The organism is Kineococcus gynurae (assembly GCF_042433995.1).
GTDB classification, from domain to species: Bacteria; Actinomycetota; Actinomycetes; order Actinomycetales; family Kineococcaceae; genus Kineococcus; species Kineococcus gynurae.
In genome coordinates this window covers 351,534-376,617 of record NZ_JBHLUI010000012.1, presented here as the reverse complement: position 1 = coordinate 376,617, position 25,084 = coordinate 351,534, and the positions used below count along the sequence as shown (strand labels likewise).

The window sequence follows — 25,084 nt, the reverse complement described above, 5'->3', positions numbered from 1 at the left end:
TCTGCTGCTCCTCGCCAGTACTGTGCGGTCACCACCCGCAGTGAGCGGTGCCGGATTCTGTAGAGATCAGAGAGGCCATGGCCACACGAGATTCGGACGACGAGGCCAGCGATGTCGAGGTGCGGGCGTTCACGCTTCCTTCCGTCCATTCAGCACAGATAAATTCTCCCTTCGGGGCCCGCGACCCATTCGACTTCCTCGGCCCGCAAATCTATTCCTTCAGCCAGAGCTGGCTGATTCCTCTGCAGGCGGGTGGGCGCGGGCGGGGGTACGACCTTGAGGCCGCTCTCTTCTCCGTGATTGTTGAACGCCTCCATCGCGAGGACTTGTCCACAGGTTCGACCTGTCGCGTAATCGAGTACACGGATGTCAGCAACCTGAACTCAAAACGCAGGAATTACCTCGAGATCACGAGGACGACAGAACGGAGCACGATCGTCACGAGCCTGCTTCGTTGCCGCCCCTACGGAGATGATTCCGTATATCTGGCGCTCGACTCCTTCGCCCTCGGCCCGACGGCGCGAGGACGGGTCGCTCTCCGCGCCGCCGCAACGCTGCTCCCCCTCTTCGTGGCGCTCAGTGTTGGTCCACCGGCGTTCGACCTGATCATGTGGCTCGCAGCCTTGATTCTTGGCACGCGATTCTTCGCTGGTGTCGTGAGGGCCAAACTGTCGGGACGAGGTGCTACCGCGTGGCGAGCTGCCTTCCCCGCTGGCCTCTCGTCGAGCTCCTTCGACCTCGATGACACCTCCGCCCATCTAAAGCACACCGTTCCGCTGATCATGCAGGCGTTGGAGCGACTGGCACCCACCTTCCACCTCGACACCCGAACCGTGCACGACCTCCTCACAGAGATGGTCTCGAAGGTCCGAGGAACCACGATCAACGTGAACAACAGCGGGAAACTGAGTGGGGTAAACATCGGGGGGTCCTACAACAGCGCGGGAGGCTCAACGGCATGAACGGCGTCAATCCTGGGGAAGCGATCAACATCAACAACGCCCCGGGTGGCCACATCTCGGGGAACATCGGTGGCCACCACAACGAGAGCGTGGTCAATCATTTTGGCGCCAGCGCACTGTCCGAGGACATCAGCTCCGTTGTGGCCAAAGTGCGCGAGATGCCGTTGGACGCGGCGGGGCGGGAGGCCGTCGAGGCGCTCGCGGAAGCCGGGAGGACGGCGGCAGGGGGCGAGCTGACGAAGACTCGGCACATTCTGAAAGCACTCCCACCATGGCTCTCCGCGATGACGGCTTCCTTCAGCGCAGGCGCGATCAACAACTTCCTCGCGGGCTGAGCACCGCTGCCAGATCCGGGTAGACGACACTCGGGGGGTGCACGGCACCGAGGACATGTCTCGACACACCGGTCCCCCGCCCTCCGGGGCGCGCCGGCGACGGCGGCTGCGCGTGGTCCTGGCGGTGGTCGGGCTGCTGCTGCTGGCCTGGGTCGTGGCGGTCGCGGTCAGCGGCGTGCAGGCCGGGCGGGCGCTGCAGCGGGTGGCGGCGAGCAGCGACGTGCTCGCCCAGGACCTGCGGGCCGAACGCTTCGGCGAGGCGGTCCCGCTGGCCCGGCAGGTGAGCGAGGACTCGGTGACCGCGGCGCGGGCCACCAACCAGTGGCCCTACCGGGCCGCCGAGCACGTGCCGTGGGTGGGCACCCAGCTGCGCGCGGTGGGCGGGGTGTCGGAGGCGGCCGCGCTGCTGGCCGAACCGCTGCCCGGGGCGCTCGGGGTCGCCGAGAGCGTCCTCGGCCGTGGGCTGGTCTCCGCCGACCGGACCGTCGACCTGGCCGGGGTCCAGGCGCTGGAACCGGTGGTGGCCGACTACGCCCGACGGCTGCCCCAGGCGCAGCGCGCGCTGGACTCCGCCGAGGCCCCCGGGGTGCTGGCCCCGATCGCCGAGCGGGTGGCCCCCGTGGCCGCGACGCTCGACACGGCCGCCCCGCCGCTGGCGACCGCCGCGCAGGTCGCCCCCCGTCTGCCCGCCATGCTCGGTGCCGGCGGGGCGCGCACCTACCTCGTGGCCTTCACCAACCCGGCCGAGATCCGGCCCGTGCAGGGCATGTTCGGCGCCTACGCCTACCTGACCGTCACCGACGGTCACATCGAGCTGACCCGCACCGGTAGCGACGAGGACCTGTACGACGCCCGCGCCGACCCGGGCGTCCTCGGCGACGAGTTCGTCGGCACCTACGGCGCCGCCCAGGCCGACCTGGTCCAGAACGTCACGGTCAGCGGCAACGCCGACGACGCCGGGCGCCTGGCCGCCGACCTCATGGTCGACGCGGGTCTCCCCCGGCCCGACGCGGTCGTCCTCGTCGACCCGGTGGGGCTGGCCGACATGCTCGGCCCCGACCACCCGCCGCTGGACCTGGGCCCGTTCGGGCAGGTCCCGACGGCCGACCTGGCGACCACGCTGCTCTACGAGGCCTACGTCCGTTTCGAGGGCGACCAACCGGCCCGCAAGGCGTTCCTGACCGCCACCTCCGCCGCCGCGTTCGAGGCGATCCTCTCCGACGGGTTGTCCTCGACCGTGCTGCGCGGGATGGGTGAGGCGGTGCGCTCGGGGCACCTGGCCGTGTGGTCGGCGGTACCCGGGGAGCAGTCCGCCCTCGTCGCCGCCGGGGTCGGGGGTCTGCTGGGCGACCCGGCCGCGCAGCCCGGGGTGGTGAAGGTCGGGCTGACCAACGCCGTGCCCTCCAAGCTGGACTACTGGATGCAGCCGGCCTTCGTGGTCGAACCGTCCTGCAGCACGGCCGCTGCCGCGGAGGCCACCTCGATCCTCCAGCTCACCCTCACCAACCCGGTGCCGGAGGAGATCCCGCAGTACATGCGCAACCAGCGGGAGAGCAGCGCGCTCGGTTCGCGGACGGGTCAGGACATCGTCTCGCTGTGGGTGCCGCCGTGGGTCGGGCTGCAGCAGGCCGTGGTCGACGGTTCACCCGTGGCCACGGCGGTCGACGACGAACGCGGGTGGCGGTTGATCCGGTTGACCGTGCAGGTCCCGCCGGACCGACCCGTCGTCGTCCGCTGGACGCTCACCGGACGCGCCGACGCGCTGCCCCGCACCGTCGAGGGCCCGAGCACGGTCACGCCACCCACGGTGACGACGGTCGGGTGCCCGTGATCGCGGGCGGTGAGCGAGGTCGCACGCACCGCCAGGGGTCGTCGCGCGCACCCGCGGCCCGCCCGGACGGGGCCGCTGCTCCGATCGGGTGCCCCCGAACGGGTCCCCGCCCCTCCGATCGGACGACGGTCGGTCGGGCGGGGTGAAACGCCAACCCGTTCGGCCGCGATGAGGTGGACGTAAGGGGTGACTTTCCGTCATCCTGAGCGGGACTCGGGGCGAGAACGTCACGAGCCGTCTAACCCGTGGGGGGAACCACCGTGCGCAAGACCTCCGTTCGCCTCGCTGCTGCGGGCGCCCTGTCCGTCGCCGCCCTGTCCGTCGGCGCCGGCTCCGCCCTCGCCGCCACCGACTACGCCCCCGTCACCCCGGTGCCCTCGGTCACCGACGACGTGACCCCCGGCGTGTCCCCGACCACCGGCGGGTCCACCCCGTCCGCGGTCGCCGGCTCCGGCGGCGAGCTCGCCTACACCGGCGCCGACGTGCTGCCCTGGGCCCTCGGCGGCGGCGTGCTGCTCGCCGGTGGCGCCGCGCTCGTCCTGGCCGGCCGGAAGACCGCCCGCCAGCACTGAGCCCGCATCGTCGAAGGGCCCGTGACGAGAGATCGTCACGGGCCCTTCGACGTCGTCGGGGACGGGTGCTCGAGACCTCGAGACCTCGAGACCGCGAGGCGTCAGGGGCGCCGGGCCGCCGGGGTGGGGCGCTCGGAAGCCCCGGTGACCGCCGGACGCGGACGCCGGGCCCGCGGGGTGGTCAGGGCCTTCGGCGGCACGTACAACCAGCGCCACCGTCCGCTGAACGTCGAGAACCGCAGCGAGAGCCACAGCACGACCCCGGTGACCACGAACTGCAGGGCGACGTCGACGACCCGGGGGACGTCGGGGTAGAAGGTGCGCAGGGCCAGCGCCACGAGCACGACGGCGAACAGGTGCACCAGGTAGACGCGGAACGCCTGGGTGCCCACGGTGGCCAGCCCGTCGCGCAGCCGCCCGGCGGGCAGCCAGGCGATGGCGAGGATCCCCACGGTGACGGCCAGCAGCTGGGCCAGCAGCGGCACGAACGGCACCGCCCGCAGACCCAGGAGCAGCCCGGCGAACAGGACGAGCAGGGCCGCGCCCAGCGGCAGCAGGAACCACGGCCGCGAACCGCGGACGAAGGCCTTGATCCGCTGGCCGCAGAGGGCTCCGACCAGGAAGAACACGAAGAGCACGGCGATGCGGTTCCAGCCGAGGTTGTCCACGCGGACCCATCCCCCGGCGAACAGCGCCGAGAGCACCGCGGCACCGGCGAGCTGCACGGCGGGCGGAACCCGGCAGACGAGCCGGCGGACCATGATGAAGACGACCAGGGCGTACAGGAACCAGTAGCTGCTGCTGGGCCAGACCGGCAGCAGCGCGATGGTGCGCCAGTCGAGCGGGGGCAGGTCGCTGTCGCCGTAGGGCAGTGCGGGCACGAGGAGGTACACGACCGTCCGCAGCGCCGACCAGAGCAGGTAGACGTAGGCGATCGGCAGGGCCCGGCGGCGCCACACCTCGACGACCGGCAGCCCCGGGTGACCGGCCGCGGCCAGTCCGGCGACCAGGAAGAAGGCCGGGAGCGGGAAGAGCTCGCCGAGGGCCTTGACCCGGCCGAGCATCACGTCGACCCCGGCGTCGCCCAGGTACTGGATGACATGGAAGAGGACCACCATGACGATGGCGGCCCCCTTGACCGGTTCGGTCCACGAATCGCGTCCCGCTCGCGTCACCGGCCGCCCCTCCGCTGTTCTCCGACGAAGGGGCGCAGCTCCTCCGCACCCCCTTCACCAGTCTGCCGGACCCACCCGACGGATCGCGGCGGTTTCACCCAACCGGGGCACGAAAGGGTCCCCCCGGTGACGTCCGGCTGGTACAACTTTCTCGGGGGAGGACGAGAGACCGACGGGGTTGTTCCGTCTCGGTCACCTTCCCACTACTGAGGGTGCGGGGATGCGCCGGTTGGCCTCCCGACCGGTTCCCTGTCGAGGAGGTGACGACGGAGGAATGGCCATGCGCCCGACGGTTCGGAAACTGCGTGCTCGTCCCACCCGTGCCGTCCCGACGGTCGCGCTGCTGTCCGCGCTCACCCTCGTCAGCGCCTGCTCCTCCGCCGAGCCCCCGCAGCGCCTCGCCCCCAGCGACGGTTTCACGGTCGACGTCGTCCCCGGTCTCACCTACGCCGAGACCGACGGACAGGCCCTCTCCGCCGACGTCTGCCTCCCCCGCGAGGCCACCGGAACCCGGCCCGCCCTCCTCGTGCTGCACAGCGGGGGTTTCACCTCCGGCAGCCGCGACGACGACGCCACGCGGGCCCTGTGCGAATGGGGCGCCCGTGAGGGTTACGTAGGTGTGGCGATCGATTACCGCCTTGCGCCGCAACACATCTACCCGGCGCAGGTCGACGACGTGCAGAACGCGGTGACCTGGTTGCGCGAGCCGGCGCAGGTCGGACGGTTCAAGCTCGACCCCGCCCGGATCGGCGCCCTCGGCAGTTCCGCGGGGGCGGTTCTCGCCCTCACCGCCGGCGCCCGGGGGGAAGGGGCGCGGGACGAGGGTTCACGTCTGGCGGCGGTCGTCTCGTTGAGCGGGGTGGCCGACCTGCGGTCCTCGGCCCTCGCCCTGGGCGACCCGAGCCCCGAGGCGCAGCAACTCGTCTCGACCTACCTGGGCTGCACGGACCTGCAGAACTGCCCGGCGGGAGAGGAGGCCTCGGCGATCACCGAGGTGGACCCGACCGATCCGGCCATGATGCTGGTGAACGGGACCGATGAACTCGTGCCGGCGGAGCAGGCCGAGGAGATGGACAAGAAACTCGGGGAAGTCGGGATCGCCCACCAACTGATCCTGGTTCCCGGTGACCGGCACGGTGTGCCGCTCATGACCAGCGACGTTCGCGTCGACGCGGCAGAATTCCTGAAGGAGCACCTGTGAGTGAAGTCACGTCCCCCGCCGACCGCCCCCGCGCGGCCGCCCTCGGCCGGCACTCCTCCCCGGGGGAACCGGGCAGGGCCCCGCGGTCCTTCCTGCGCAGCACGGCCGGGCTGATGGCCCTGGTCATGGTCGTCGCCGTGGTCGGGGGACTGCTGATCACCCTCGTGCTGCCGAAGACCTACACGACCGAGGCCCAGGTCCTGCTGCGACCCCGGGTGTCCTCCGCCGAGGTCACGGTCACCCAGGTGGCGACGATGATCGGTGAGCAGTCGGCGACCTACGCGGCGCTCGTCGGCACGCCGACGGTGCTCGACCCGGCCATCGCCGCCTCCGGCGCCGACACCGACTCGGCCACCCTCCAGGACGAGGTGACCTCGACGGTCGTCCCGAACACCAACCTCATCGAGATCGACGCCTCCGCCGCCGACGCGCAGGCCGCGGCCCAGCTGACCAAGGCCATCGCCGACAGCCTGGTGACCCAGATCGGCGAGCAGAGCCAGGTCGCCGGAGAGCCGCTGGTCGAGGGCGTCGTCGTCGAGGAGCCCCTCGTCCCGACCGCCCCCTCCTCCCCCAGCCTGCCGCTGAACCTCGCGATCTCCCTGGCGATCGGCCTGGCCGTCTGCGGTGGCATCGTCGCGGTGCGCGCGGCCCCGCGTCGGAGCCAGAGCTCGTCGTGATCGACCTGCTCCGTCGCGCGACGGAGACCGGGGTCGGCCGCCGGCCAGGGATGGTCGCGGTCGCGGTCACCGTGGTCCTCGTCGCCCTCATCGCGGTGCACCCCCTGGCGCCGTTGGCCGTCATCGCCGTCGGCGTCGCCGTGCTCATGGCGGTCCGCACCCCGGCGCTGCTGGCCGTGGTGACCCTGTTCCTGGCGTTCCTGTCCACGCCGCTGCAGGCCGTCCTCGGTGGGGCGAGCTCCCAGCTCGACGAGGCCGCCCTGGTGTTCTGCCTCCTCGCGCTGCCCTTGCGCCGGCTGCTGACCGAGGGCCGGATCGTCGTGATCCCGGGCTCGCTCTGGTTCCTGCTCTTCGGCATCTGGGGCGTCGTCTGCGGACTGCAGCAGGACGTCCCGCGGTCCCTCGTCGTGCTCGGGGCCTTCGTCGCGCTCAAGGCCGCGCTGCTGGCCTTCGCGCTGGCCCAGGTGCCGTGGACCCGGGCCCACCTGCGCACCGGTCTGGCGATCGGCGCGGTCGTGGTCGTGGTGGTCCTGGCCAGCGGTGCGGTGAACCTCCTGGTCCCGGGGGCCTGGACCTCGCTGCTCGGCACCACGTCGCTGCGCGGGCCCTTCGGACTGCCCGCGCTGACCGGCATCTTCACCCGCCCCGCGGCCCTCAGCCGGTTCTGCGGGGTCGTGGCGCTGGGGGCGCTCGCGTACCTCATCGCGGTCCGCCGGAGTTTCCCCGCCGTCGTGGCCGTGCTCGGGTGCACCGCGCTCGCGCTGCTCACCCTGCAGGTCAAGACCATGCTGGGGCTGCTCGGGACGATGGTGGTGCTCAGCATCCCGACGCTGCGTCGTGCCGGTTCGCGCACGGTGCTCGCGTTCCTCCCCGTCCTGGCCGTGTTCCTGGCGCCGCCGCTCTGGCTGGTCGTGCGCACCGACGTGAGCCAGTACGTGTTCCAGGAGTCGGCCCGGTCGCTGCTGACCCGCGGCGGGGTGGAGGTCGCGCAGGCGACCTTCCCGTTCGGCGCCGGTTTCGGGCGCTACGCGAGCTCGACCGCCGCGGAGAACTACAGCCCCTGGTACTACGCGCTCGGTTTCGACAAGCGTTTCGGCATGGGCCCCGGGCCGGACTCGGGCATGTTCCTGAACGACAGCCAGTGGCCGGCCATCTTCGGCGAGGCCGGCTGGATCGGCGGGGTCCTGTTCGCCCTCGCGCTCGCCGCGACCCTGCTGTTCCTGGTCAAGGGCTTGTGGCGGGAGGAGGACCCGCTGTTCCGGTGGATCCGCATCGCCGGCATCGGCTGGATGCTCCTGCTGGTGACCGAATCCCTGGCCGCCCCCGTGTTCGTCTCGGCCCCCGCCTACCCGTTCCTCCTGCTCGCCGGCGCCGTCCTCGCCGGGATCGCGCGCGGGGGAAGCGGATCGGCCCTCGCGAACGGTTCCCGGCCCGCGGCGACGGTTCCCGGCCCCGCCGTGGACACCGTGCCCGAGCCGCGATGACCCCTGGGACCCAGGAACCGGACCACCGCGGGAACCCCACGGGGCCGGGGGTTCCCGGCACGCGCCGGCGCGACCTGCACCGGGCGGCCCTCGCCCTGCTGGGCGTCGGGACGGCGGCCGTGGTGCTGAACGGCAGCGCCCCCAACCGCGACGCCGTCGAGCTGCTCGGCCCGGACCTGCCCGGGCTCGACCCGACCGGTCGTCGCGACAGCGCCCCGGCCCTGCAGGAGCTCTACGACCAGGGGGCCCGGCTGGTGTCGCTGGCCCCGCGGGGCACCTACCGGTTGGACAGCCCCGTGTTCCTCGACGACGACGGCCCCTTCGACCGGTTCGTCCTGCAGGGCAACGGGGCCACCCTCCGCCTCGGTGACGGGCTGGCCGCGACCGACGCCTTCACCGCCGACCCGGAGACCCGCTGGGCGTTCCTCGCGAACTCCACCCGCGCGTCGGGCCCGCGCGTCGAGGTCTCCCCCGCGACCCGCGCCACCGGCCCCGACGTCGGCGGCACGCTGCGGTTCGTCGTGCGCGACGTCGTCGTCGACGGCGGGGGGCGCAACGTCGGTCTCGCCTTCCTCAACCGCTGCGCCGCCCGCTTCGAGGGCGTCGTCATGACCGCGGCCCGGGCCCTGGTCTCGTGGTTCGACTACTGCGACGGCATCGTGCTCGACCAGTGCCACGCGCGGGTGGACACCGTGCCGGACGCCTGGTTGCTCTACCAGGTCGCCAACGGCGACGGGATCGTCCTCGTGAGCCCCAAGACCGAACGCGGCATCGGGGCCGCCCGGTTGCAGAACTGCAAGGGCGCCACCATCCAGGCGCCCGTGTCGGGGAGGTTCTCCTTCGACCGCTGCCGCGCCGTGCACGTCACCGGCGGGCACACCGAGGCCGACCTCAGCGCCGTGACGGCGTTCGCCGTCCGGGCCAGTTCCGTCACCCTGGACACCTCGGTGCTCTACCCCTCGCGCGACGCCGACGCCCCCACCCTGGTCGTGGACGACGACGACGACGGGAACGGTTCGACCGTCGTGCTGCGCCAGGTGACCGAGATGGTGCTGCACCGGGACGGGTCCTCCTCGGTGCGTGCCGAGCGCCAGGGCGACGTCGTGGCCGCCCCGCTGGTCGAGGTCCGTCGGACGCAACCCGGCACGACGCTGTCGGTGGACGGCGCCGCCACCCAGGTCGGCACCCTGGCCACGGGAGCCCGCTGGTTGCCGAGCGCGGGCTGGCGCGTGGTGAGCCCGGACCCCGAGATCACGACCGCCCTGGAGAGCGACTCCGGATCCTGGCTGCGAGCCACCGGCCGCTGGCAGCTGGCCCGACGCGACCGCTGGCGGGTGCTGCCCCTGGGTGGTTCCAGCGCCTACTGCCCCGACCTGCAGGCCCCGGAGATCGTGGACGCCCAGGGATCCCTCGACGGTGTCCGCGGGGTCCTCGGCGGCCAGGTGTCCTACGTCGCCGCCCTGCGCGACGCGCAGGGCGGGTGGAGCGGTCTGTCGGAGGCGACGCGGGCCGACGTGGGCGGTTCCGGCTCGGTGCGGGTGCGGATCCGCACGACCGCACCGGCCACGCTCGTCCTCTGGCGCAGCCGCGGTGACGGCGTGGCCGCGCGCGCCGAGGGCCGGGTCAGCCTCGGGGTCCCGGCCGGCGTGGTCACCGTCTACGACACCGGGCAGTTCCTCGGCGGACTCCCCTGGGTGGCCGCCTCCGGGGACGTGCCCGAGACCCTGGCCCGGCGCAGCACCACCGGGCCGCTGCTCGTCCTCGACGGGGCGACGCTCCCGCTCAGCACCCCCCGACCCGACCCCCTCGCTCCCGACCTTGGAGGCAGCCCCTCATGACGACCCTGCTCGTGGCGAACACCGGTGGCCACCTGACCCAGCTGCACAGCCTGCTCCGGCGGCTCCCGGTCGAGGACCGGGTGTGGGTGACCCTCGACGGACCGCAGAGCCGCTCGCTGCTGGCGGGTGAGAAGGCCGTCTACCTGACCTATCCGCGCGCGCGCAACGTCTTCCACGTCGCCCGCAACACCGCCCTGGCGCTGCGCCGGCTGCCGCAGCGGGGGGTCGACCAGGTGATCACGACCGGGGCGAGCCTGGCCCTGTCCGTCCTGCCGCCCTACGCCCTGCGCGGGATCCCCTGCCACTACATCGAGAGCGCCACCCGCGTGGACGGCCCCTCCTCCTCCGGCCGGCTGCTGAGCCGGGTCCCGGGCATCCGCCTCTACACGCAGCACGAGACGTGGGCCGACGCCCGTTGGCGCTACTCCGGCACGGTCCTCGACGGTTACCGCGCGACGCCCACCGGATCCCGCCCCGTCCGCAAGGTCGTGGTGACGCTCGGCAGTTCCGAGGGGTACCCGTTCCGCCGCCCCCTGGAACGCCTGCTCGAGATCCTGCCCGAAGGGGTCGAGGTGCTCTGGCAGACCGGTTCCACCCCCGTGGACGGACTCCCGCTGACCGCCACCCCGTCGATGAGTTCCGAAGCCCTGAACGCGGCCATCCGCGACGCGGACGTGGTCGTGGCCCACGCCGGGACGGGTTCCACCCTGACGGCGCTGGCCAACGGCAAGATGCCCCTGCTGCTCCCCCGGTTGATCAGCCGCGGTGAGCACGTCGACGACCACCAGACGCAGATCGCGGCCATGCTGGAGGAACGAGGTCTGGCCGTCGTCCGCGACGCCGGGACGGTGGAGTGGTCCGACCTGGAGCACGCCGCCGCCCACGAGGTGTCGCTCTCGGCGACGACCCCCTTCGCCCTGCGGAACTGACGGGGAACGACGAAGCGCCCCCCGCCTCGCGCGGGGGGCGCTTCGTCGTTCCTCCGGGTGCGGCGGACCGTCAGCGGTTGCGCCAGTCCCGCCGCTGCAGGGCGTCGATCCAGATCCGTTCCAGCGCCGGGAAGACCACGCTGGTGTCGAAACGTTCGGCGACCGCGGTGCGGCCGTTGGCGGCCAGGCGTTCCCGGTGGGCGTCGTCGCGGCAGACGCGGTCCAGGGCGGCGGCGAGGGCGGCGACGTCCTCGGCCGGGACGAGTTCACCGGTGTCGGGTCCGACGACCTCGGCGACACCACCCACGTCGGTGGCCACGACGGCGTTGCCCTGGGCCATGGCCTCGAGCACGAACACCGGCATCGCCTCGCCGCGCGAGGGCAGGACCGCCACGCGGGACCGCCCGAGGAGTTCGACGAGGGCGTCGTGGGCGAGGGCACCCGGGAACTCGACACCGGGCAGGTCGCGCACCAGGTCGGGCTCCTGCACCGGCCCGGCGACCACCAGACGCCAGCCGGCCGCGGCCAGGTCGAGCTGCTCCCACGCGGCGAGCAGGACGTCCACACCCTTGCGCCGACCGACGGCACCGCCGAAGACCACGAGGTTCTCGGAGTTCGCGGTGGCCGTCGCGACCGGGACCGCGTTGGGAACCAGGTCGACGCGGTCGACCGGGAGCGCCGCCCGCACCACCTCGGAGGTCTCCTCCGAGAGCGTGATGGCCTGGTCGGCGCTGCGGAGAACCGTGCGGACGAGTTTCGGGTGCCGTCGGGCGAACGGCACGAACGAACTCCCGTGCAGGTGGGCGACCGTGGGCAGACCCCGGCGGTCGGCCCACCAGAGCAGGGCCCCTTCGCGCAACCACGAACCGCGGTTCGACAGGTGGGCCACGACGACCGCCTCGGTGGAGCGCAGCCGGGCGATCCGCACCGCGGCCCCGAGGGCGCGACGGACGCCGGTCGCCACGTCCCCGGGGTTCCCCCGGGTGGTCAGCACCGTGACGTCGGTGTTCTCGAACGGCCCGTCGAGGTAGCCGTTGAGGACCTGGGTCATGCCGCCGGCGACGTCCCCGACGCGACCCAGGTGGTGGACCAGGGGACGCGGACGGGCCGACGTCGGGGTCGTGGAGGCCCGCACGGGGGCCGGGGCGGCCGGGGTGGCCGGGACCGGACGGACGGCGGCCGGACCGGACCCGTCCGCCGGCTGGTTCGCACCCTTGAGCGTGTCCAGGATCGCCAGGCGGACCTGGTCGAGACGCTCCCGCGCGTCGGTGAGGTGCCCGAAGAACTCCTCCCGCCGCCCGAGCAGGGACTGCAGGCGTTCGGTCAGCGCGTCGGTGTCGCGACCGAGGAGGTCGACCGAGATGTCCTCGACCCCGATCGTGCTCATGTGCCGCGCGATCTTCGTGCTGCGCTGGACGAGGCCGGCGACCGGAACCGCCCCTTCGGTGAACGCGGCGATGACGACGTGCAGACGGTCGGAGACGACCATGGCCGCGCGGCGGTACAACGCGCGCAGCGCCGCCTCGTGCTCGTCGTGACGGATGCGGTCCTGCCATCCGAGCACCTGACCGCCGAGGTCCTCGGCGAGACGACGGGCCCGCCGGTCGTCCTGGAACACCTGGGTGATGGTCCAGATCTCCAGCTCGTTGCGGGCGGCGAACTCCCGCACGGCCTGCAACGCCTCCGGGCTCGGGTAGGGCGGGCTGCCCTTGTCGTCGCGGACCGAGACGACGAGGACGTCGCGTCGCCCACCGGCTGCGATCTCCTCCGTCGAGGCACCTTCACCGAAGGCGAGGTCGGGCATCGCCGGGGCGCCGAGGTAGTCCGCGGTCTCGTCGTCGCGCCACCGGGTCAGGTCGCTGAGGGCGATCGAGGGTCGCATCAGGAGCCGGGGCAGCGGGGCGAGCGACTTCGCCCCGGAACCGACCCGGACGACCCGTCCGTTGCGGGCGCGCAGCAGCGCGAGCAGCGGGACGACGACCAGGTGCTCCTTCATGCCCCCCAGGGAGAGCTGGATCTCACCCGGTTTGAAGGCGTAGGAGGCGCGCCCGGCCAGCCCCTCGTTCACGGCCGCCCGGTACCAGGTGCCCAGGTCGCGGTAGGTGACGTCCTCGGAGGTGACGCCCAGGCACTCCTCGTACCCGTCCGGGCAGTTCCCGACGAAGATGTGCAGCCGCCCCGACTCGCGCAACCAGCTGAACAACTGCCGACGCAGCATGGCGTCACCGATGTTGTCGAACTGACCTCGACCGACGGTGAAGATCTGGCGCACGGGATACCTCGAGACGTCGCGGGGAACGGGCAGGGGTCTGAGGCCGGCCACGGCGACGACGAGAAAACGCTAGCAGCCGGGGGCCGGGCGCCGGGCGGTTTCGCCCGGAGAATCACCTCACCAGCGGCGCAGCAGGCGCAGCTGGAGCGGTCGCGGGGCGTGGGCGAGCAGGGCCAGGAACACGCGCTTGTCCCGACGGCGCGTGAGCAACGCCAGTTCCCGGGTGCCGATGCGGGCACGGACGGCCCGGACGAGCACCCGGGAGGCCTCGTCGTCGTAGGCGCCGCTCAGGGCGTCCTTGAGCCCGGAGAGAGCGACGTACCGCAGCCGGAAGTAGGCCGCGTCGACGTCGTCCTCGCCGAAACCGTTGCGTCGGGCCACTTCCAGCACGACGTCCTCGACGATCTGCAACGACTGCACGCGGCGGTGGCGGGACGTGATGATGGAGCCCGGACGCTTCCCGTGGTGGTAGACGACCGTCTCGATGCAGGCCACGGTCGTCGCCGCCCCGAGGATCCGCGCCATCAGGGCGAGGTCGGACTGCACCCGGGCCAGGGGGAACTCCAGCCCCAGCAGCAGGTCCCGACGGACCAGCTTGTTCCACAGGTGCCCGGTGACCTCGCCCCGCAGCAAAGCCCGGAGCGCCTCGCGGTTGTCGAGGGTCCCGGTCGACGGCGAGGACAGCAGACGGGGGACGCCCGAGGGCGGGGTCAGCTGGGCACGGGCCAGGACCACCTGGGCCTCGCGTCCCGACGAGGCGGCGTCCGCGGCGGCCGCGAGCATCGCGGCGCAGGCGAAGACGGGCCACTCGTCGTCGGAGTCGACGAACCAGATCCATTCTCCCCGTGCGGCTTCGACGCCGGCGCGGCGGGCGAGGGAGACCCCGCCGTTCTCCGGCTGCAGCACCGCGACGACCCGGGGGTCCTTCGCGGCCGCGGCCTTCACGACCTCGGCGGAACCGTCGGTGGAGCCGTCGTCGACGAGGACCAGCTCGACCTCGGCGCCGGCCTGCGACAGGGCGTTCTCCACGGCGGAGGGAAGTCGACCGGCATCGTTGTAGACGGGCAGAACGATGCTGACCTTCATCACGTCCTCACGGTATCCGGCGGCGCGTCCCGCGGGCCCGGGAACGGCCAAGGCGACCCGTTCGGCCCTGCTCGGACGCCGACAAGATCGACCAAGAGCGATAGAGTTCTGACCGTGGGTAGTTTTTGAGGGGTTTCCCACGTTCCCTGCAGGAACCCGTGCTGATCCAGTACGTTGAACGCGCCGCCGACCGCCGGACGGCCCCAAGACCCCCGTCAGGAGTCCCACTTGGCGCACTCGGCGCAGGCAACGCCCCCTGCTCAGGAGACCGTCGCGGGTGCCACGTCGACCACGGGTCAGGCCCCGGCCCAACCCGGCCCTCCGGCCCAGGAGATGACCCCGCCGGTCGTCCTCGCCCACGACTACCTCACCCAGCGGGGTGGGGGCGAACGGGTGGCCCTGGAGTTCACCCGGCAGTTCCCCGAGGCCCCGCTGCTGACCAGCGTCTACCAGCGCGAGGAGACCTTCCCGGAGTTCGACGGCGTCGACGTCCGGACGAGTTTCCTCAACCGCTGCAAGCCTTTCCGGCGCGACCCGCGCATCGCGTTCGGGTTCCTGCCCGCGGCCATCCGGCAGATGCCGGTGCCGGAGGGCGTGCTGCTCGTCAGCTCCTCCGGCTGGGCGCACGGGTTGCGGGCCCGGGGGCCGAAGATCGTCTACTGCCACAACCCGGCCCGCTGGTTGTACCAGCCGCACGACTACTTCCCGACCACGCCGTCGGCCGTGCGCTGGATGCTCTCGTCGGTGCTCTCCCCGCTGCGCTGGTGGGACCGCCGGGCGGCCCGCACGGCCGACCACTACCTCGCGAACTCCACCGCGGTGGCCGAACGGATCCACAGCGCCTACGGCGTCCGGGCGACCGTGGTGCACCCGCCGGCGGGGCTGGACTCCGAAGGGGTGACGGAGGCGATCCCCGGCGTCGAACCGGGTTTCTTCCTCACCGTGGGCCGTCGCCGCGGCTACAAGAACACCGCCCTGGTCTGCGCGGCCGTCGAGCAGACGCCCGGGGTACGACTGCTGGTCGTCGGGGGTTCACCCACCGACGACGGGGAGCGCGTCACGACCGTGCGCGGCATCTCCGACGCCCAGCTGCGCTGGGCCTACGCGAACTGCCGAGCGGTCGTCGCCATGAGCCACGAGGACTTCGGTCTGGCCCCCGTCGAGGGGTACCGGTTCGGGCGGCCCAGCATCTGCCTGCGCGCCGGGGGTTACCTCGACAGCGGTCTCGAGGGCGTCGCCACCGTGTTCGTCGACGAGGAGAGCGTCGAGGCGCTGGCCCTCGCCCTCGCCGAGTTCGACGACGCCGCGTTCGACCCCGCCGCCATCCGCGCCCACTCCGAGAAGTTCTCGCGGGAGACCTTCGGGCGCCGCCTGCGCGAGACGATCGCCCACGTCCACCACCGCAAGGACCGCGGCCGGGCCCTGCAGCACTGAGCCCGCCCGCCCGCACCGCCCGTCACGTCGAGGGGGTCCGTCCCGGTCGTCCGGGGACGGACCCCCTTCGTCGTCCCTCGGGGCCGCCGGCCCCGGCCGCACGCACGAGGGGCCGGTCCCGACGATCCGGGACCGGCCCCTCCTGCCCTGCGGGTCAGCTCTTGACCGCGCTCACCTCGACCGGCTCGACCGGGGTGCGCGAACCCCGCCGCCGACGCCGCAGCATGCGGACCGCCTGCTGCAGCCCCCGTCGGTGTCCCGGGAGGATGAGGGCCGCGATCGCGGCGACCAGCAGGGCGGCCAGTCCCCCGACCACGACCTGGACGAGGGCGGGCCCCGGCACGAACCGGGTCACCCCCCACGACCCCATGACGGCGGCGGCGGAGATGACGCCCGTGACGAGGCCGTTGGTGAACATGGCCCGCACGGGCGCGACGCCGAGGCGTCGCAACCAGAGCAGCGACGCCGGCCAGCCCAGCACGGTGGTGATGGTGTAGGCCACGGCGACCCCGTAGGGGCCCCACTGCGCGCCGACGACGATGAGGACGACGAACACCGGCCGGGTCCACAGCGAGTACCGGAACTGCGCCGACGTCATCCCCTTGGACTGGAACACCCAGTTGGCGGCGTAGGTGCAGGCCTGGAAGAACCCGGCGACCAGGAGCAGCCGGAACAGCGGGACGGTCGCACCCCACTGGGTGCCCAGCAGGATGCGGACGACCGCGGGAGCCTGCGCGAAGAGGACGGCGAAGGTGATGCCGATGACGGTCAGCAGGAGCAGCTGCACCCGCAGCAGCATCTCGGCGTAGCGCCGGGAGTCGTCGACGAGTTTGGACAGCACCGGCAGCGCGACCCGGAAGGTGGGGGCCTGCAGCTGCAGCAGCGGCATCGAGACCAGTTGCTGCGCGCGGTTGAAGACGCCGACCCCGGTGGGGCTGGTCGTGATGCCGAGCGCGAGCGGCGCGGAGTAGTTCACCGAGTTGTCGAGCAGGGTGGCCCCGAGGAGGTTCGCCCCGAACCGCAGGAACGGCCGGACGGGACCCGACCGGTCGTAGCGGCGGGGCAGCCAGCGACTCCACACCAGCAGCAGGGTGAGGACCATGACCTGCGCCGAGATCCATTGCGCCGCAAGGGCCCAGTAACCCCCACCCAGCACCGCGACCAGCACCGCGACCGCGACCCCGGTGACCTGGCCGGTGAGTTCGGCCCCGCTCAGGCGGCCGAACTGCAGGTTGCGGGCCAGGTTCGCGCGGTACTGCGTCGACATCCCGTTGAGGACGAAGATGCTGGCCATGGCCAGGCAGACACCGACCAGACGCTGGTCGTCGTAGACGTGGGCGATGAGCGGGCTGGCCGCGGCCAGCAGACCGGCCAGGACGGTCCCGATGCCGAGGTTGATCCAGAACAGGTTGCTGCGCTGGACCGCGGTCACCGTCTTCGCCTGGATCGCGGCCGCCGAGAGGCCGAAGTCACGGAACACCTCGCCGGCCGAGACCAGCACGGTGACGATGGCGACGAGGCCGTAGTCGTGCGGCGCCAGCAGTCGACCGAGGACGCTGAGGCCGATCACCTGCACGACGAGTCGGATTCCCTGGGTGCCCAGGGTGACGGCGGCCCCGCGACCGGCCGCCTTGTTCAGGTTCCCGCTCACGGGCGCCTCCTTCCTGCGTCGCGGCCCCGGAGTTCTCGGTAGAGCTCACCGTGCCGGGCCGCCACCGTGGACGGGTCGTGCGCGGAGAGGTCGGGCGTCCCCGTCCGCCCCGCCGTCACCGCGAGGGCCGAGGCCAGGACGGTGGCGTCGAGGTCGCCGTCGTACTGGACGATCCAGTCGTGCCCCACCCGTTCGGCCAGGGCCTCGTTCACCGGGGAGCGCGGCACGAGGACCGGGGTCCCCCGGGAGAGCGCGGCGAGCAGGACACCCGAGTTGTGCATCCGGCCCCGGTAGGGCAGGACGACGAGCTGGGCCGCGTCGAGCTCCGTCACGAAGGTCGCGTCGTCGGCGTAGCCGAGGTGGGCGGAGACGCGCGGGTCGGCCGCGCACCCGCTCCGCACCAGGTCGGCCTGGTCAGGGGTCTGCGGCTTGCCCACGATGCGCAGGCTCGCCGCCGGGTCGGGGAGGTCGGCGAAGGCCGCCAGCAGCGATTCCACACCCTTGTACGGGCGGATGATGCCGCAGTGGAGGATCGACGAGGGCCGTCGCTCGGCGAGCACCTCGCGCGGGAAGTGCTCGCGGTAGTGCGCGTGGGCGATGACGGTACGGGCCGGGACCCCCGGGTCCGGGGTGGCCTCGGTCATCGTCACGGCCGTCGCGACAGAGCCCCGGAACAACCGGAAGAGCAGCGACTCGATGAGGCCCCCGGGTTCGTGGGGGGCCAGGTTGTGCACCGTCCACACCAGCGGGATCCGGCGGACCCGCAACCGCAGCAGCAGCAGCGTGAACAACGACGCCCGCACGGGACGCAGCCACGGACGGTGGCGGTCACGGACGAGTTGTTCGGGCCAGTGCATGTGGAACACGTCGAAACGGCCCCGTAGGGCCGTGGACCACGAGAAGAACTTCAGCTCGGTCCCCGGGGGGCACGAACCGGACACCAGATCGGTGTAGGTGCTGCCCGGCGTCGACGAACGCCGCAGCGAGTGCAGGACGACGAGGTCGGAACCGGCGTCCGGCGGCGAGAGGTCGTGGGGGGTGGACGTGAGAGGGACGGAGCGCGTCGGCACCGGCATCAGGCCCAGGAGCGGAAGGTGATCATCATGTCATTGTTCACGAAGGCCGGGACGTTGTGGCCGTCGTCGTGGAAAACAGTGGTGCACGACACAGCGACGGGCGACGCCTTCTCGGCCAGCGCCAGACCGTGGGGACCGGGCGGGACCATCGTGTCGGCCTCGGAGACGATGATCTTCAGCCGCTTCCCGGTCCAGGCGGTCTGCGGGAACCGAGCCGGGTTGGTCGTGGCGATGGCGACCGGGTCGTTGTTGTAGGCGGGGCCGACCGTCTCGGGGGACCGGGCGTACATGTCCTCCATGTCGTAGACCCCGTTGACGACGTAGATGCCGCGCTGGTTGCGCAGCATGTTCTTGCCGTAGGCGTAGATCATCAGCGCGCAGCCGCCGGAGTGCGAACGGGCGAAGCTGCGCCCGATGCTGAACGTGTTCGTGGCCCAGGTCGACCACGTGCGCTGCAACGAGATGGCGCGCTCCGACGTCCAGATGTTCCCGCCGTAGTCGGGGCAGATGCTCACCGCGTCCTGGTCCACGCAGAGCATGCCCGGGTAGGCGTAGGTGCGGTCCATGGACGTGTAGGACCACCCGTACGTGTGGTAGTACCAGACCAGCGCCCCGGGGACCATGCCCTTGAGCTTCGCCGTCCAGGGCACGTACAGCCGGGCCATGTCGCCGTCCTGCAGGACGTCGATGACCTCGTAGGGCTTCTTGCCGATCCGGCTGTAGCGGGTCACGTCGCGCCACACCTCACCGGGCAGCGTGGGGATCGGGCTGCCGTTGGGGTTGTTCGCGTTGGCGGCGTGGGCCGCGGTCGCGGTCGTCAGGCCCGCACCGATCCCGGCGGCCCCGCCGAGCAGGAAGGAACGCCGACGCAGGGCAGGGGTGATCTCGCTCATGGGAAGTCCCTCGACGTGACGGGCGGTCGAAGATCACCGCATGCGTGGGCGACCGGCGGAGGAGCAGGTCGCAGGAAAAATAACCCGGCGATCATTGCCTGGGCAACCAGATCGCGGTAAAGGCGACCGAACCTTCACCCCCCCGGGTCACCGCGTGATCGATGCCTCACGCACTGCCATCGGACAGCTCCTTCCGCGCTCGACCGACGAGCACGACCACCCGCATGATCGCCCGCTCAAGCCCCCTCCCGCCCCTGCCGATGGGTGTTCTGACGCTGCCAGCCCCCGGGCTACGAGGAGGACCACCGAATGGTCGACACCCTGCTGCATCTCGTGCGCAGGACGACCTGGGGACCCACCCCCGGGCTGCTCGAGGAGGTCGCCGCCGTCGGACCGGCGCGCTGGCTGGAGCAGCAGCTGGACCCGTCGCGGATCCCGGACGAGGCCTGCGACCGCTTCCTCACCCTGTTCCCCAAGCTGAACCGCACGCTCCAGCAGGTTCGCGCTCAGGAACGCTGGGGCGACGCCCGCACGATGCAGCAGCTCAGCTACGCCACCATCGGCCGCTACTGCTGGAGCCGGCGCCAGCTGTTCGAGGTGATGTGCGACTTCTGGTCCAACCACCTGAACGTGACCAACACCGTCCCGGCGTTCTTCGCCGACCGGCACGACTACGACGCCACCGTCGTCCGGCCCCACGCGCTCGGCCGGTTCGCCGACATGCTGCTGGCCTCCTCCCGGCACCCGGCGATGCTGCGGTACCTGGACGGCGGGGTGTCGCGCAAGGAGGCCCCGAACCAGAACTACGGCCGTGAGGTGCTCGAGCTGCACACGCTGGGCATCGACGGGGGGTACACCGAGACCGACATGAAGGCGTGCGCCCGGGTCATGACCGGGTGGTGCTTCCGCGGCGACGGGACGGCGATCTTCGACCCCCGACGCCACGACGCGGGCGCGGTGCGGGTGGCCGGCTGGTCGGCCCCCGACCACGACCCGGCGAGCGGGCCGCAGGTGCAGGCCGACCTCCTGCTGTTCCTGGCCCGGCACCCCTCCACTGCCCGGTCGCTGGCCACGAAGCTGGTGCGCCGCTTCGTCTCCGACGACCCGCAGCCCGACCTCGTCGCCCAGCTCGCCCGCGTCTACCTGGACAACGACACCGCCGTGGCGCCGGTCCTGCGGGCGCTGTTCGCCTCCCCCGCCTTCGCGGCCTCCGCCGGCACCAAGACCCGCCGCCCGCTGGAAGGCCTCGTCGCGGCCGTCCGTGCGCTCGGCGCCCAACCCGGTCGAACCGGGGCCGGCGGGGCCGACGCCATCTTCATCGCCGCCCGCGGCCTGGGCCACGGCCCCCTGCTGTGGCCCGCGCCCAACGGGTTCCCCGACGTGGCCACCGCCTGGTCCTCCGCCGGGTCCACGATGCGCCGCTGGAACGCCACCTGGGAACTCACCTCCCGCCGCAAGCCCGACAACCTGGTCTGGCCCGAGAACAGCAACCTGGCCACCCGCATCGCCGGGTGCCGCACGTGGGGGCAGTTCCTCGCGCGTCTCGTCGCCACGCTCCTGTTCCGCCCGGCCACCCAGCCGGAGATCGACGCCCTGCTCCGGCTCTGCGGCCGGAGCTCGGAGACCCCCCTCAGCGAGAACGACCCCTGGCTGGCCCAGCGCCTCGGCGACCTGAGCGCGATCGTGCTGTGCGCCCCCGGACACATGGAAAGGTGAGACCAGTGCTCGAGACCTTCACCCAGGGCACCTGCGCCGAGGGACGGCGCGCCGCCACGGCCGCCGCCACCACGCGCCGCACGATGCTCAAGGCGCTCGGGGCCGGTGTCGTCACGCTTCTGGCCACCGACGCCGTGCACACCCAGGTCGCGCTGGCCGCGCCGACCGAGCAGGCCTCGCGCGACGTTCTCGTGGTCCTCTCGCTGCGCGGCGGGTTCGACGGACTCTCGGCCGTCGTCCCGACCGGCGACCCGGACTACCTGCGGTGGCGCCCGGGCATCGGGGTGCCCCAGGGTCGCCTGCTCGGCCTGGACGCCATGTTCGGGATGCACCCGGCGATGGCCCCGCTGCTGCCGCTGTGGAAGCGGAAGCAGCTCGCCGTCGTCCACGCCGTCGGCGCCCCCGACCCCACCCGCTCGCACTTCGCCGCCCTCGCCGAGATGGAGCGGGCGGCCCCCGGCACCTCGCTGCGCACGGGGTGGCTGGACCGCACCCTCGGGGTGCAGGGGACTCCCGCGGACAGCACCTTCGCCGGGATCCAGATCGGCACCCCCACCGCGCCGCAGTCCTTCGCGGGGCCGACCCCGGAACTGGCGATGAACTCCCTCGGGAGCTTCGTCCTGTCCGGACCGCGCAACGAGGCCGAACGCGTCCGCTGGTCGACCTGTCTCCAGGACCTGCACGCCACCGGCCCCGAGACGGTGGCCCGCCCCGGGCGCGCCGCCCTCTCGGCGGCCACCACCGTCAAGACCCTGCCCCCGGCGACGAACCTGGCCGCCTACCCCGACAGCGACCTCGGTCGCTCCCTGCGCGACATCGCCCGGTTGATCCGGAGCCGGGTCGGCGTGCAGGTCGCCACCGTCGACAGCGGCGACTGGGACATGCACGAGAACCTCGGCAAGGCCGGCGACGGGTGGATCTCCGACCGGTTGACCGATCTCGCCGGGTCCGTCGCCGCCTTCGCCCAGGACCTCGGCCCCGACTTCTCGCGGGTGACGATGGTCACCCTCTCCGAGTTCGGTCGTCGGGTCGTCGAGAACGGGTCGTCGGGCGTCGACCACGGGCACGGCAACGCGATGCTCGTCCTCGGCGGAGGCGTCGAGGGTGGACGGGTCTACGGCCGCTGGCCCGGGCTCGGCGAGCAGCAGCTCGTGGACGGCGCGCTGGCCGGGACGACCGACTATCGTTCGGTGATCAGCGAGATCCTGCGGCGCCGCTGCGGCGCTCCGTCGGTCGGCCCGATCTTCCCGGGCCTGAAGGAGACCCCGGCGCTGGGACTCGTCCGAGCGCGCTGAGCGAGGGGGGACCGTGGGGCGACCGCGCCGCACCGCCTCCGTTCCCTCCCCCGGCCCGGTCGTGATCCAGCTCTACGGGGCGGTGGCCACCGCGGCGCTGGCCGGGCTGGCCGTCCTCGGGGACCGGCAGGCCCTGCTCTACGTCCTGGGGCTCACGGCGTTCTGGTGGGTGGTGTGGGCGCTGCCGGCCTTCGTCCTCAGCCTGGCCCTGCGGTGGTCCCGGGCCGCCGCGGCCACCCTGCTGCCGGCCCTGGTCGCACTCACGACCCTCGTCCCGCTGCCGGCCCCGGCCACCGCGGCGGACGGCACCGGGGGCGACGGAGCGGGCAGCGGCCCGCGGTTGCGCGTGCTGACGTGGAACGTCACCGCCGGCACCGACGCGGCCGGCACGGTCCGGGAGATCCGGGCCGCCCGGCCCGACGTCGTCCTGCTCCAGGAGGTCACGGCCTCGACGGCGGAGTCGCTGCGCCGCGACCTCGGGACGGAGCTGCCCTGGTCGCACGTCGCCCCCCCGGCCTGGGCCGCCCGGTGGAGCACCCCGTCGAGCACCGCGGTCCTCTCGCGCTACCCGGTCCTGGGGGCCGAACCGGTCACGGGACTCCCCGCGGCGTCGCGCCCCATGGACCTCGTGCACCTCGACGTCGACGGGACGACGGTGGACGTGGTGAGCCTTCACCTCGCCTCCCCCTGCGTGGCCTGCGACCTGCACCCCTCCGACGCCGGGCCCGCGGGCGGGGGCAGCCGCGCCGCCCGGTTGCGCGGGACCGAGGCGCGGGTCCTGGCCGACGCGGTGGCCGCCCCGGCGGACCGGGGCCGGCTCGTCGTCCTGGGCGGGGACCTCAACGCCACGTCCTTCAACGACCCGCTGCGCGCGCTGGCCACCGCGGGTTTCACCGACACCTTCCGCACGCGGGGGTGGGGTCCCGGCCTGACGCGCGGGGCCGGACCGGGCATCGCCCGCATCGACGCCGTCCTGACGCGCAACGCGCGGACGGAGCAGACCTCGGTGCGCCCCCGGGGTGCCAGCGAGCACGCCCCCGTGCTCTCCGTCGTGGTCGCCACGAGCGGGACGGGCCCGGCGCGCTGACGCGTCCACGGTGGGGTTCCTGGGCGGCGCGGGGTGAACGCGGTGTCGTCGCTCGGTCACACGAAGCGCTCAGGTCGTGGGAGAATGACCTGCCCCGAGGACGTGCTCCGGGTGCGCCGACGACGACGAGGACCTCCACCCATGCCCGCCCCCCTCACGACCCCCGTGAGCCCGCCCCGTTCCCACCCGGCCCCGCCGCGGAGGCCCACGGCGGCACCGCAGCCGCCGCAGCCGGACGGTCCCGGTCGGGTGGCGGCGGTCGTCGAGCGGTTCCGGGCCGGGTCGACCGAGGCGGCGCTGGCCTCGTTCCTCGGTGACTACCGCGAGCACGCCGACGCCCGGGGCACCGGGGTCCGCTCCGCGCCCGCCTTCGTCCGGGCCCAGCCGCTGCGGACGGTCCTGGCCGCGGTCGCCGTCGTGCGGCTGCCGGGGCGACGGGCCGTGCTGCCCGGTCCGCCCCTCGCGGCGACCGCGGACGCCCGGCAGGTGCGGGAGGTCCTCGGCCGCCGACTGGCCGGGATCGTCCCGGTCGGGCTGACCGGGACGGCCGTCCTCGACGTCCCGGCCGACGCGGAGGAGTACCTGGAGGGCAACAGCCGGCAGACCCTGCGCCGCAAGCTGCGGGCGGCCACCAAGAAGGGTGTGAGCGCCCGGGTCGTCCGTCCGGGGGAGCGCGAGACGCTGCTGGCCCGGGCCCGGGCCGCCGAGCAGGCCCACCCCGACGAGCGCTACCGCAGCGCCGACCCGGACCTCGCCGACCTGCCCGACTACCAGCTGTGGCTCGTGGCCGAGCGTGACGGGGAACCCCTCATGCTGGCGGTGCTGCCGCACGCCGGGGAGTGGGCCGTGCTGCGGCACTTCCGGACCATCGGGACCGGCCCGGCGCACAGCGACGCGCGCTACCTGATGGCCGTCGTCGCGGTGCGCGAACTCTCGGCCCGCGGGGTGCGCCACCTGGCCGACACCGTCCCGGCCACCCATCTGCCCAACGGGCTGCGCCACTTCCAGCGCATGATCGGGTTCCGCTACGTCCGGGTGCGGCTGGCCCGCTGACCCGGCGCGCGGCTGAGGACGGAGGCTGACCCGACGGTGGTCGCGCTGCCGCGATCGGCCCGCCTCGTGCTGGTCGCCTCCCCCGGGCGCCGGCTCGTCGAACTGGCGCGCCTGGCCGAGGCCCTCGACGCCCGCCCGGACAGCGCGTGGGTGAGCATCCGCACGCCGGAGAGCGAGTCGGTGCTGGCCGGACGGTCCGTGGCGTGGCTCCCGGCGGGTCCCGGGGCCGCGCGCTGCGGGCCGGTCGTCGCCCGCCTGCTCACCGACCCCGACCTGACGGCCCTGGTCGGCACCGGGGGTGCGGTCGCGGTCCCGGCCGTCCTGGCCGCCCTGACCGCCGGGCGCGAGGCGCACTTCGTCGAGACCTCCGACCGGACCCGCGGACCCTCGGCGGCCGGGCGGCTGGTCGCCGCGCATCCGCGGACCCGGCTGTGGACGCACCACCTCGGGCCGGGGTGGGGACCGCGCTGGCACCGCGACATCCGGATGGACGGGGTGCGGGCGGACTGAGGCCCGG

At 73.1% G+C, this 25,084-nt stretch carries 21 protein-coding genes; 15 read left to right on the top strand and 6 right to left on the bottom strand.

Annotated elements, in window-relative coordinates; translation table 11 throughout:
- Positions 1 to 77 precede the first annotated feature (77 nt).
- The 4 genes from ACFFKU_RS17690 (at position 78) to ACFFKU_RS17675 (ending at position 3,700) form a co-directional block, all read left to right on the top strand.
- Positions 78 to 962 (top strand): hypothetical protein, encoded by an 885-nt coding sequence (locus tag ACFFKU_RS17690; protein ID WP_380140058.1) that lies wholly within the window; start codon positions 78 to 80, stop codon positions 960 to 962.
- On the top strand, positions 959 to 1,297 hold the full coding sequence (locus ACFFKU_RS17685; protein WP_380140056.1) for a hypothetical protein: 339 nt from the start codon (positions 959 to 961) through the stop codon (positions 1,295 to 1,297). Before ACFFKU_RS17690 ends, ACFFKU_RS17685 begins: the two co-directional genes overlap by 4 nt.
- 37 nt (positions 1,298 to 1,334) lie before the next feature.
- On the top strand, positions 1,335 to 3,128 hold the full coding sequence (locus ACFFKU_RS17680) for a DUF4012 domain-containing protein (protein ID WP_380140055.1): 1,794 nt from the start codon (positions 1,335 to 1,337) through the stop codon (positions 3,126 to 3,128).
- A gap of 260 nt (positions 3,129 to 3,388) precedes the next feature.
- Positions 3,389 to 3,700 carry an LAVTG motif-containing sortase-dependent surface protein gene (locus ACFFKU_RS17675; protein ID WP_380140053.1) on the top strand — a complete coding sequence of 104 codons (312 nt, stop codon included), beginning with the start codon at positions 3,389 to 3,391 and terminating at the stop codon, positions 3,698 to 3,700.
- A gap of 101 nt (positions 3,701 to 3,801) precedes the next feature.
- On the opposite strand, the gene ACFFKU_RS17670 is transcribed toward ACFFKU_RS17675, so the two are convergent.
- Positions 3,802 to 4,875 carry an acyltransferase family protein gene (locus ACFFKU_RS17670; protein ID WP_380140052.1) on the bottom strand — a complete coding sequence of 358 codons (1,074 nt, stop codon included), beginning with the start codon at positions 4,873 to 4,875 and terminating at the stop codon, positions 3,802 to 3,804.
- Positions 4,876 to 5,155: 280 nt separating this feature from the next.
- On the opposite strand from ACFFKU_RS17670, the gene ACFFKU_RS17665 reads away from it, so the two are divergent.
- Genes ACFFKU_RS17665 through ACFFKU_RS17645 form a run of 5 tightly spaced genes read left to right on the top strand, consistent with a single transcriptional unit; the run spans position 5,156 to position 11,004 of the window.
- Positions 5,156 to 6,076 (top strand): alpha/beta hydrolase, encoded by a 921-nt coding sequence (locus tag ACFFKU_RS17665; protein ID WP_380140050.1) that lies wholly within the window; start codon positions 5,156 to 5,158, stop codon positions 6,074 to 6,076.
- Positions 6,073 to 6,753 carry a YveK family protein gene (locus tag ACFFKU_RS17660; protein ID WP_380140048.1) on the top strand — a complete coding sequence of 227 codons (681 nt, stop codon included), beginning with the start codon at positions 6,073 to 6,075 and terminating at the stop codon, positions 6,751 to 6,753. The genes ACFFKU_RS17665 and ACFFKU_RS17660 overlap by 4 nt, the downstream gene beginning before the upstream one ends.
- Positions 6,750 to 8,237 carry a hypothetical protein gene (locus ACFFKU_RS17655; RefSeq protein ID WP_380140047.1) on the top strand — a complete coding sequence of 496 codons (1,488 nt, stop codon included), beginning with the start codon at positions 6,750 to 6,752 and terminating at the stop codon, positions 8,235 to 8,237. The genes ACFFKU_RS17660 and ACFFKU_RS17655 overlap by 4 nt, the downstream gene beginning before the upstream one ends.
- Positions 8,234 to 10,075 carry a pectate lyase family protein gene (locus tag ACFFKU_RS17650; protein WP_380140045.1) on the top strand — a complete coding sequence of 614 codons (1,842 nt, stop codon included), beginning with the start codon at positions 8,234 to 8,236 and terminating at the stop codon, positions 10,073 to 10,075. Before ACFFKU_RS17655 ends, ACFFKU_RS17650 begins: the two co-directional genes overlap by 4 nt.
- Positions 10,072 to 11,004, top strand: a complete 933-nt coding sequence (locus ACFFKU_RS17645; RefSeq protein ID WP_380140043.1) for a glycosyltransferase — start codon at positions 10,072 to 10,074, stop codon at positions 11,002 to 11,004. The genes ACFFKU_RS17650 and ACFFKU_RS17645 overlap by 4 nt, the downstream gene beginning before the upstream one ends.
- 70 nt (positions 11,005 to 11,074) lie before the next feature.
- Here the strand turns inward: ACFFKU_RS17645 and ACFFKU_RS17640 are convergent, their stop codons facing one another.
- Positions 11,075 to 13,276, bottom strand: a complete 2,202-nt coding sequence (locus tag ACFFKU_RS17640) for a glycosyltransferase (protein WP_380140041.1) — start codon at positions 13,274 to 13,276, stop codon at positions 11,075 to 11,077.
- A 117-nt stretch (positions 13,277 to 13,393) separates the two neighbouring features.
- Positions 13,394 to 14,362 (bottom strand): glycosyltransferase family 2 protein, encoded by a 969-nt coding sequence (locus ACFFKU_RS17635; protein ID WP_380140286.1) that lies wholly within the window; start codon positions 14,360 to 14,362, stop codon positions 13,394 to 13,396.
- A 333-nt stretch (positions 14,363 to 14,695) separates the two neighbouring features.
- Between ACFFKU_RS17635 and ACFFKU_RS17630 the strand changes: the two genes are divergently transcribed.
- On the top strand, positions 14,696 to 15,796 hold the full coding sequence (locus ACFFKU_RS17630) for a glycosyltransferase (protein WP_380140039.1): 1,101 nt from the start codon (positions 14,696 to 14,698) through the stop codon (positions 15,794 to 15,796).
- Positions 15,797 to 15,950: 154 nt separating this feature from the next.
- On the opposite strand, the gene ACFFKU_RS17625 is transcribed toward ACFFKU_RS17630, so the two are convergent.
- From ACFFKU_RS17625 to ACFFKU_RS17615, 3 genes are read right to left on the bottom strand one after another with little or no spacing between them, the layout of a single operon-like run.
- The gene (locus ACFFKU_RS17625) at positions 15,951 to 17,447 is read right to left on the bottom strand and encodes a lipopolysaccharide biosynthesis protein (protein WP_380140037.1); all 1,497 of its coding nucleotides are present in this window, start codon (positions 17,445 to 17,447) and stop codon (positions 15,951 to 15,953) included.
- The gene (locus ACFFKU_RS17620) at positions 17,444 to 18,523 is read right to left on the bottom strand and encodes a glycosyltransferase family protein (protein ID WP_380140035.1); all 1,080 of its coding nucleotides are present in this window, start codon (positions 18,521 to 18,523) and stop codon (positions 17,444 to 17,446) included. Before ACFFKU_RS17620 ends, ACFFKU_RS17625 begins: the two co-directional genes overlap by 4 nt.
- Positions 18,523 to 19,416 (bottom strand): hypothetical protein, encoded by an 894-nt coding sequence (locus ACFFKU_RS17615; protein ID WP_380140033.1) that lies wholly within the window; start codon positions 19,414 to 19,416, stop codon positions 18,523 to 18,525. The genes ACFFKU_RS17620 and ACFFKU_RS17615 overlap by 1 nt, the downstream gene beginning before the upstream one ends.
- Before the next feature lie 309 nt (positions 19,417 to 19,725).
- Between ACFFKU_RS17615 and ACFFKU_RS17610 the strand changes: the two genes are divergently transcribed.
- From ACFFKU_RS17610 to ACFFKU_RS17590, 5 genes are all read left to right on the top strand, one after another.
- Positions 19,726 to 21,132, top strand: coding sequence for a DUF1800 domain-containing protein (locus ACFFKU_RS17610; protein ID WP_380140031.1), 1,407 nt, complete (start codon positions 19,726 to 19,728; stop codon positions 21,130 to 21,132).
- A 5-nt stretch (positions 21,133 to 21,137) separates the two neighbouring features.
- Positions 21,138 to 22,427 carry a DUF1501 domain-containing protein gene (locus tag ACFFKU_RS17605; RefSeq protein ID WP_380140029.1) on the top strand — a complete coding sequence of 430 codons (1,290 nt, stop codon included), beginning with the start codon at positions 21,138 to 21,140 and terminating at the stop codon, positions 22,425 to 22,427.
- Positions 22,428 to 22,440: 13 nt separating this feature from the next.
- Entirely contained in the window at positions 22,441 to 23,514 is a 1,074-nt protein-coding gene (locus tag ACFFKU_RS17600) for an endonuclease/exonuclease/phosphatase family protein (protein WP_380140028.1), read from the top strand.
- A 249-nt stretch (positions 23,515 to 23,763) separates the two neighbouring features.
- On the top strand, positions 23,764 to 24,567 hold the full coding sequence (locus ACFFKU_RS17595) for a hypothetical protein (RefSeq protein WP_380140026.1): 804 nt from the start codon (positions 23,764 to 23,766) through the stop codon (positions 24,565 to 24,567).
- Positions 24,568 to 24,603: 36 nt separating this feature from the next.
- Positions 24,604 to 25,077: a hypothetical protein gene (locus ACFFKU_RS17590; RefSeq protein ID WP_380140024.1), complete on the top strand. Its 474-nt coding sequence runs from the start codon at positions 24,604 to 24,606 to the stop codon at positions 25,075 to 25,077.
- Positions 25,078 to 25,084: the final 7 nt, after the last annotated feature.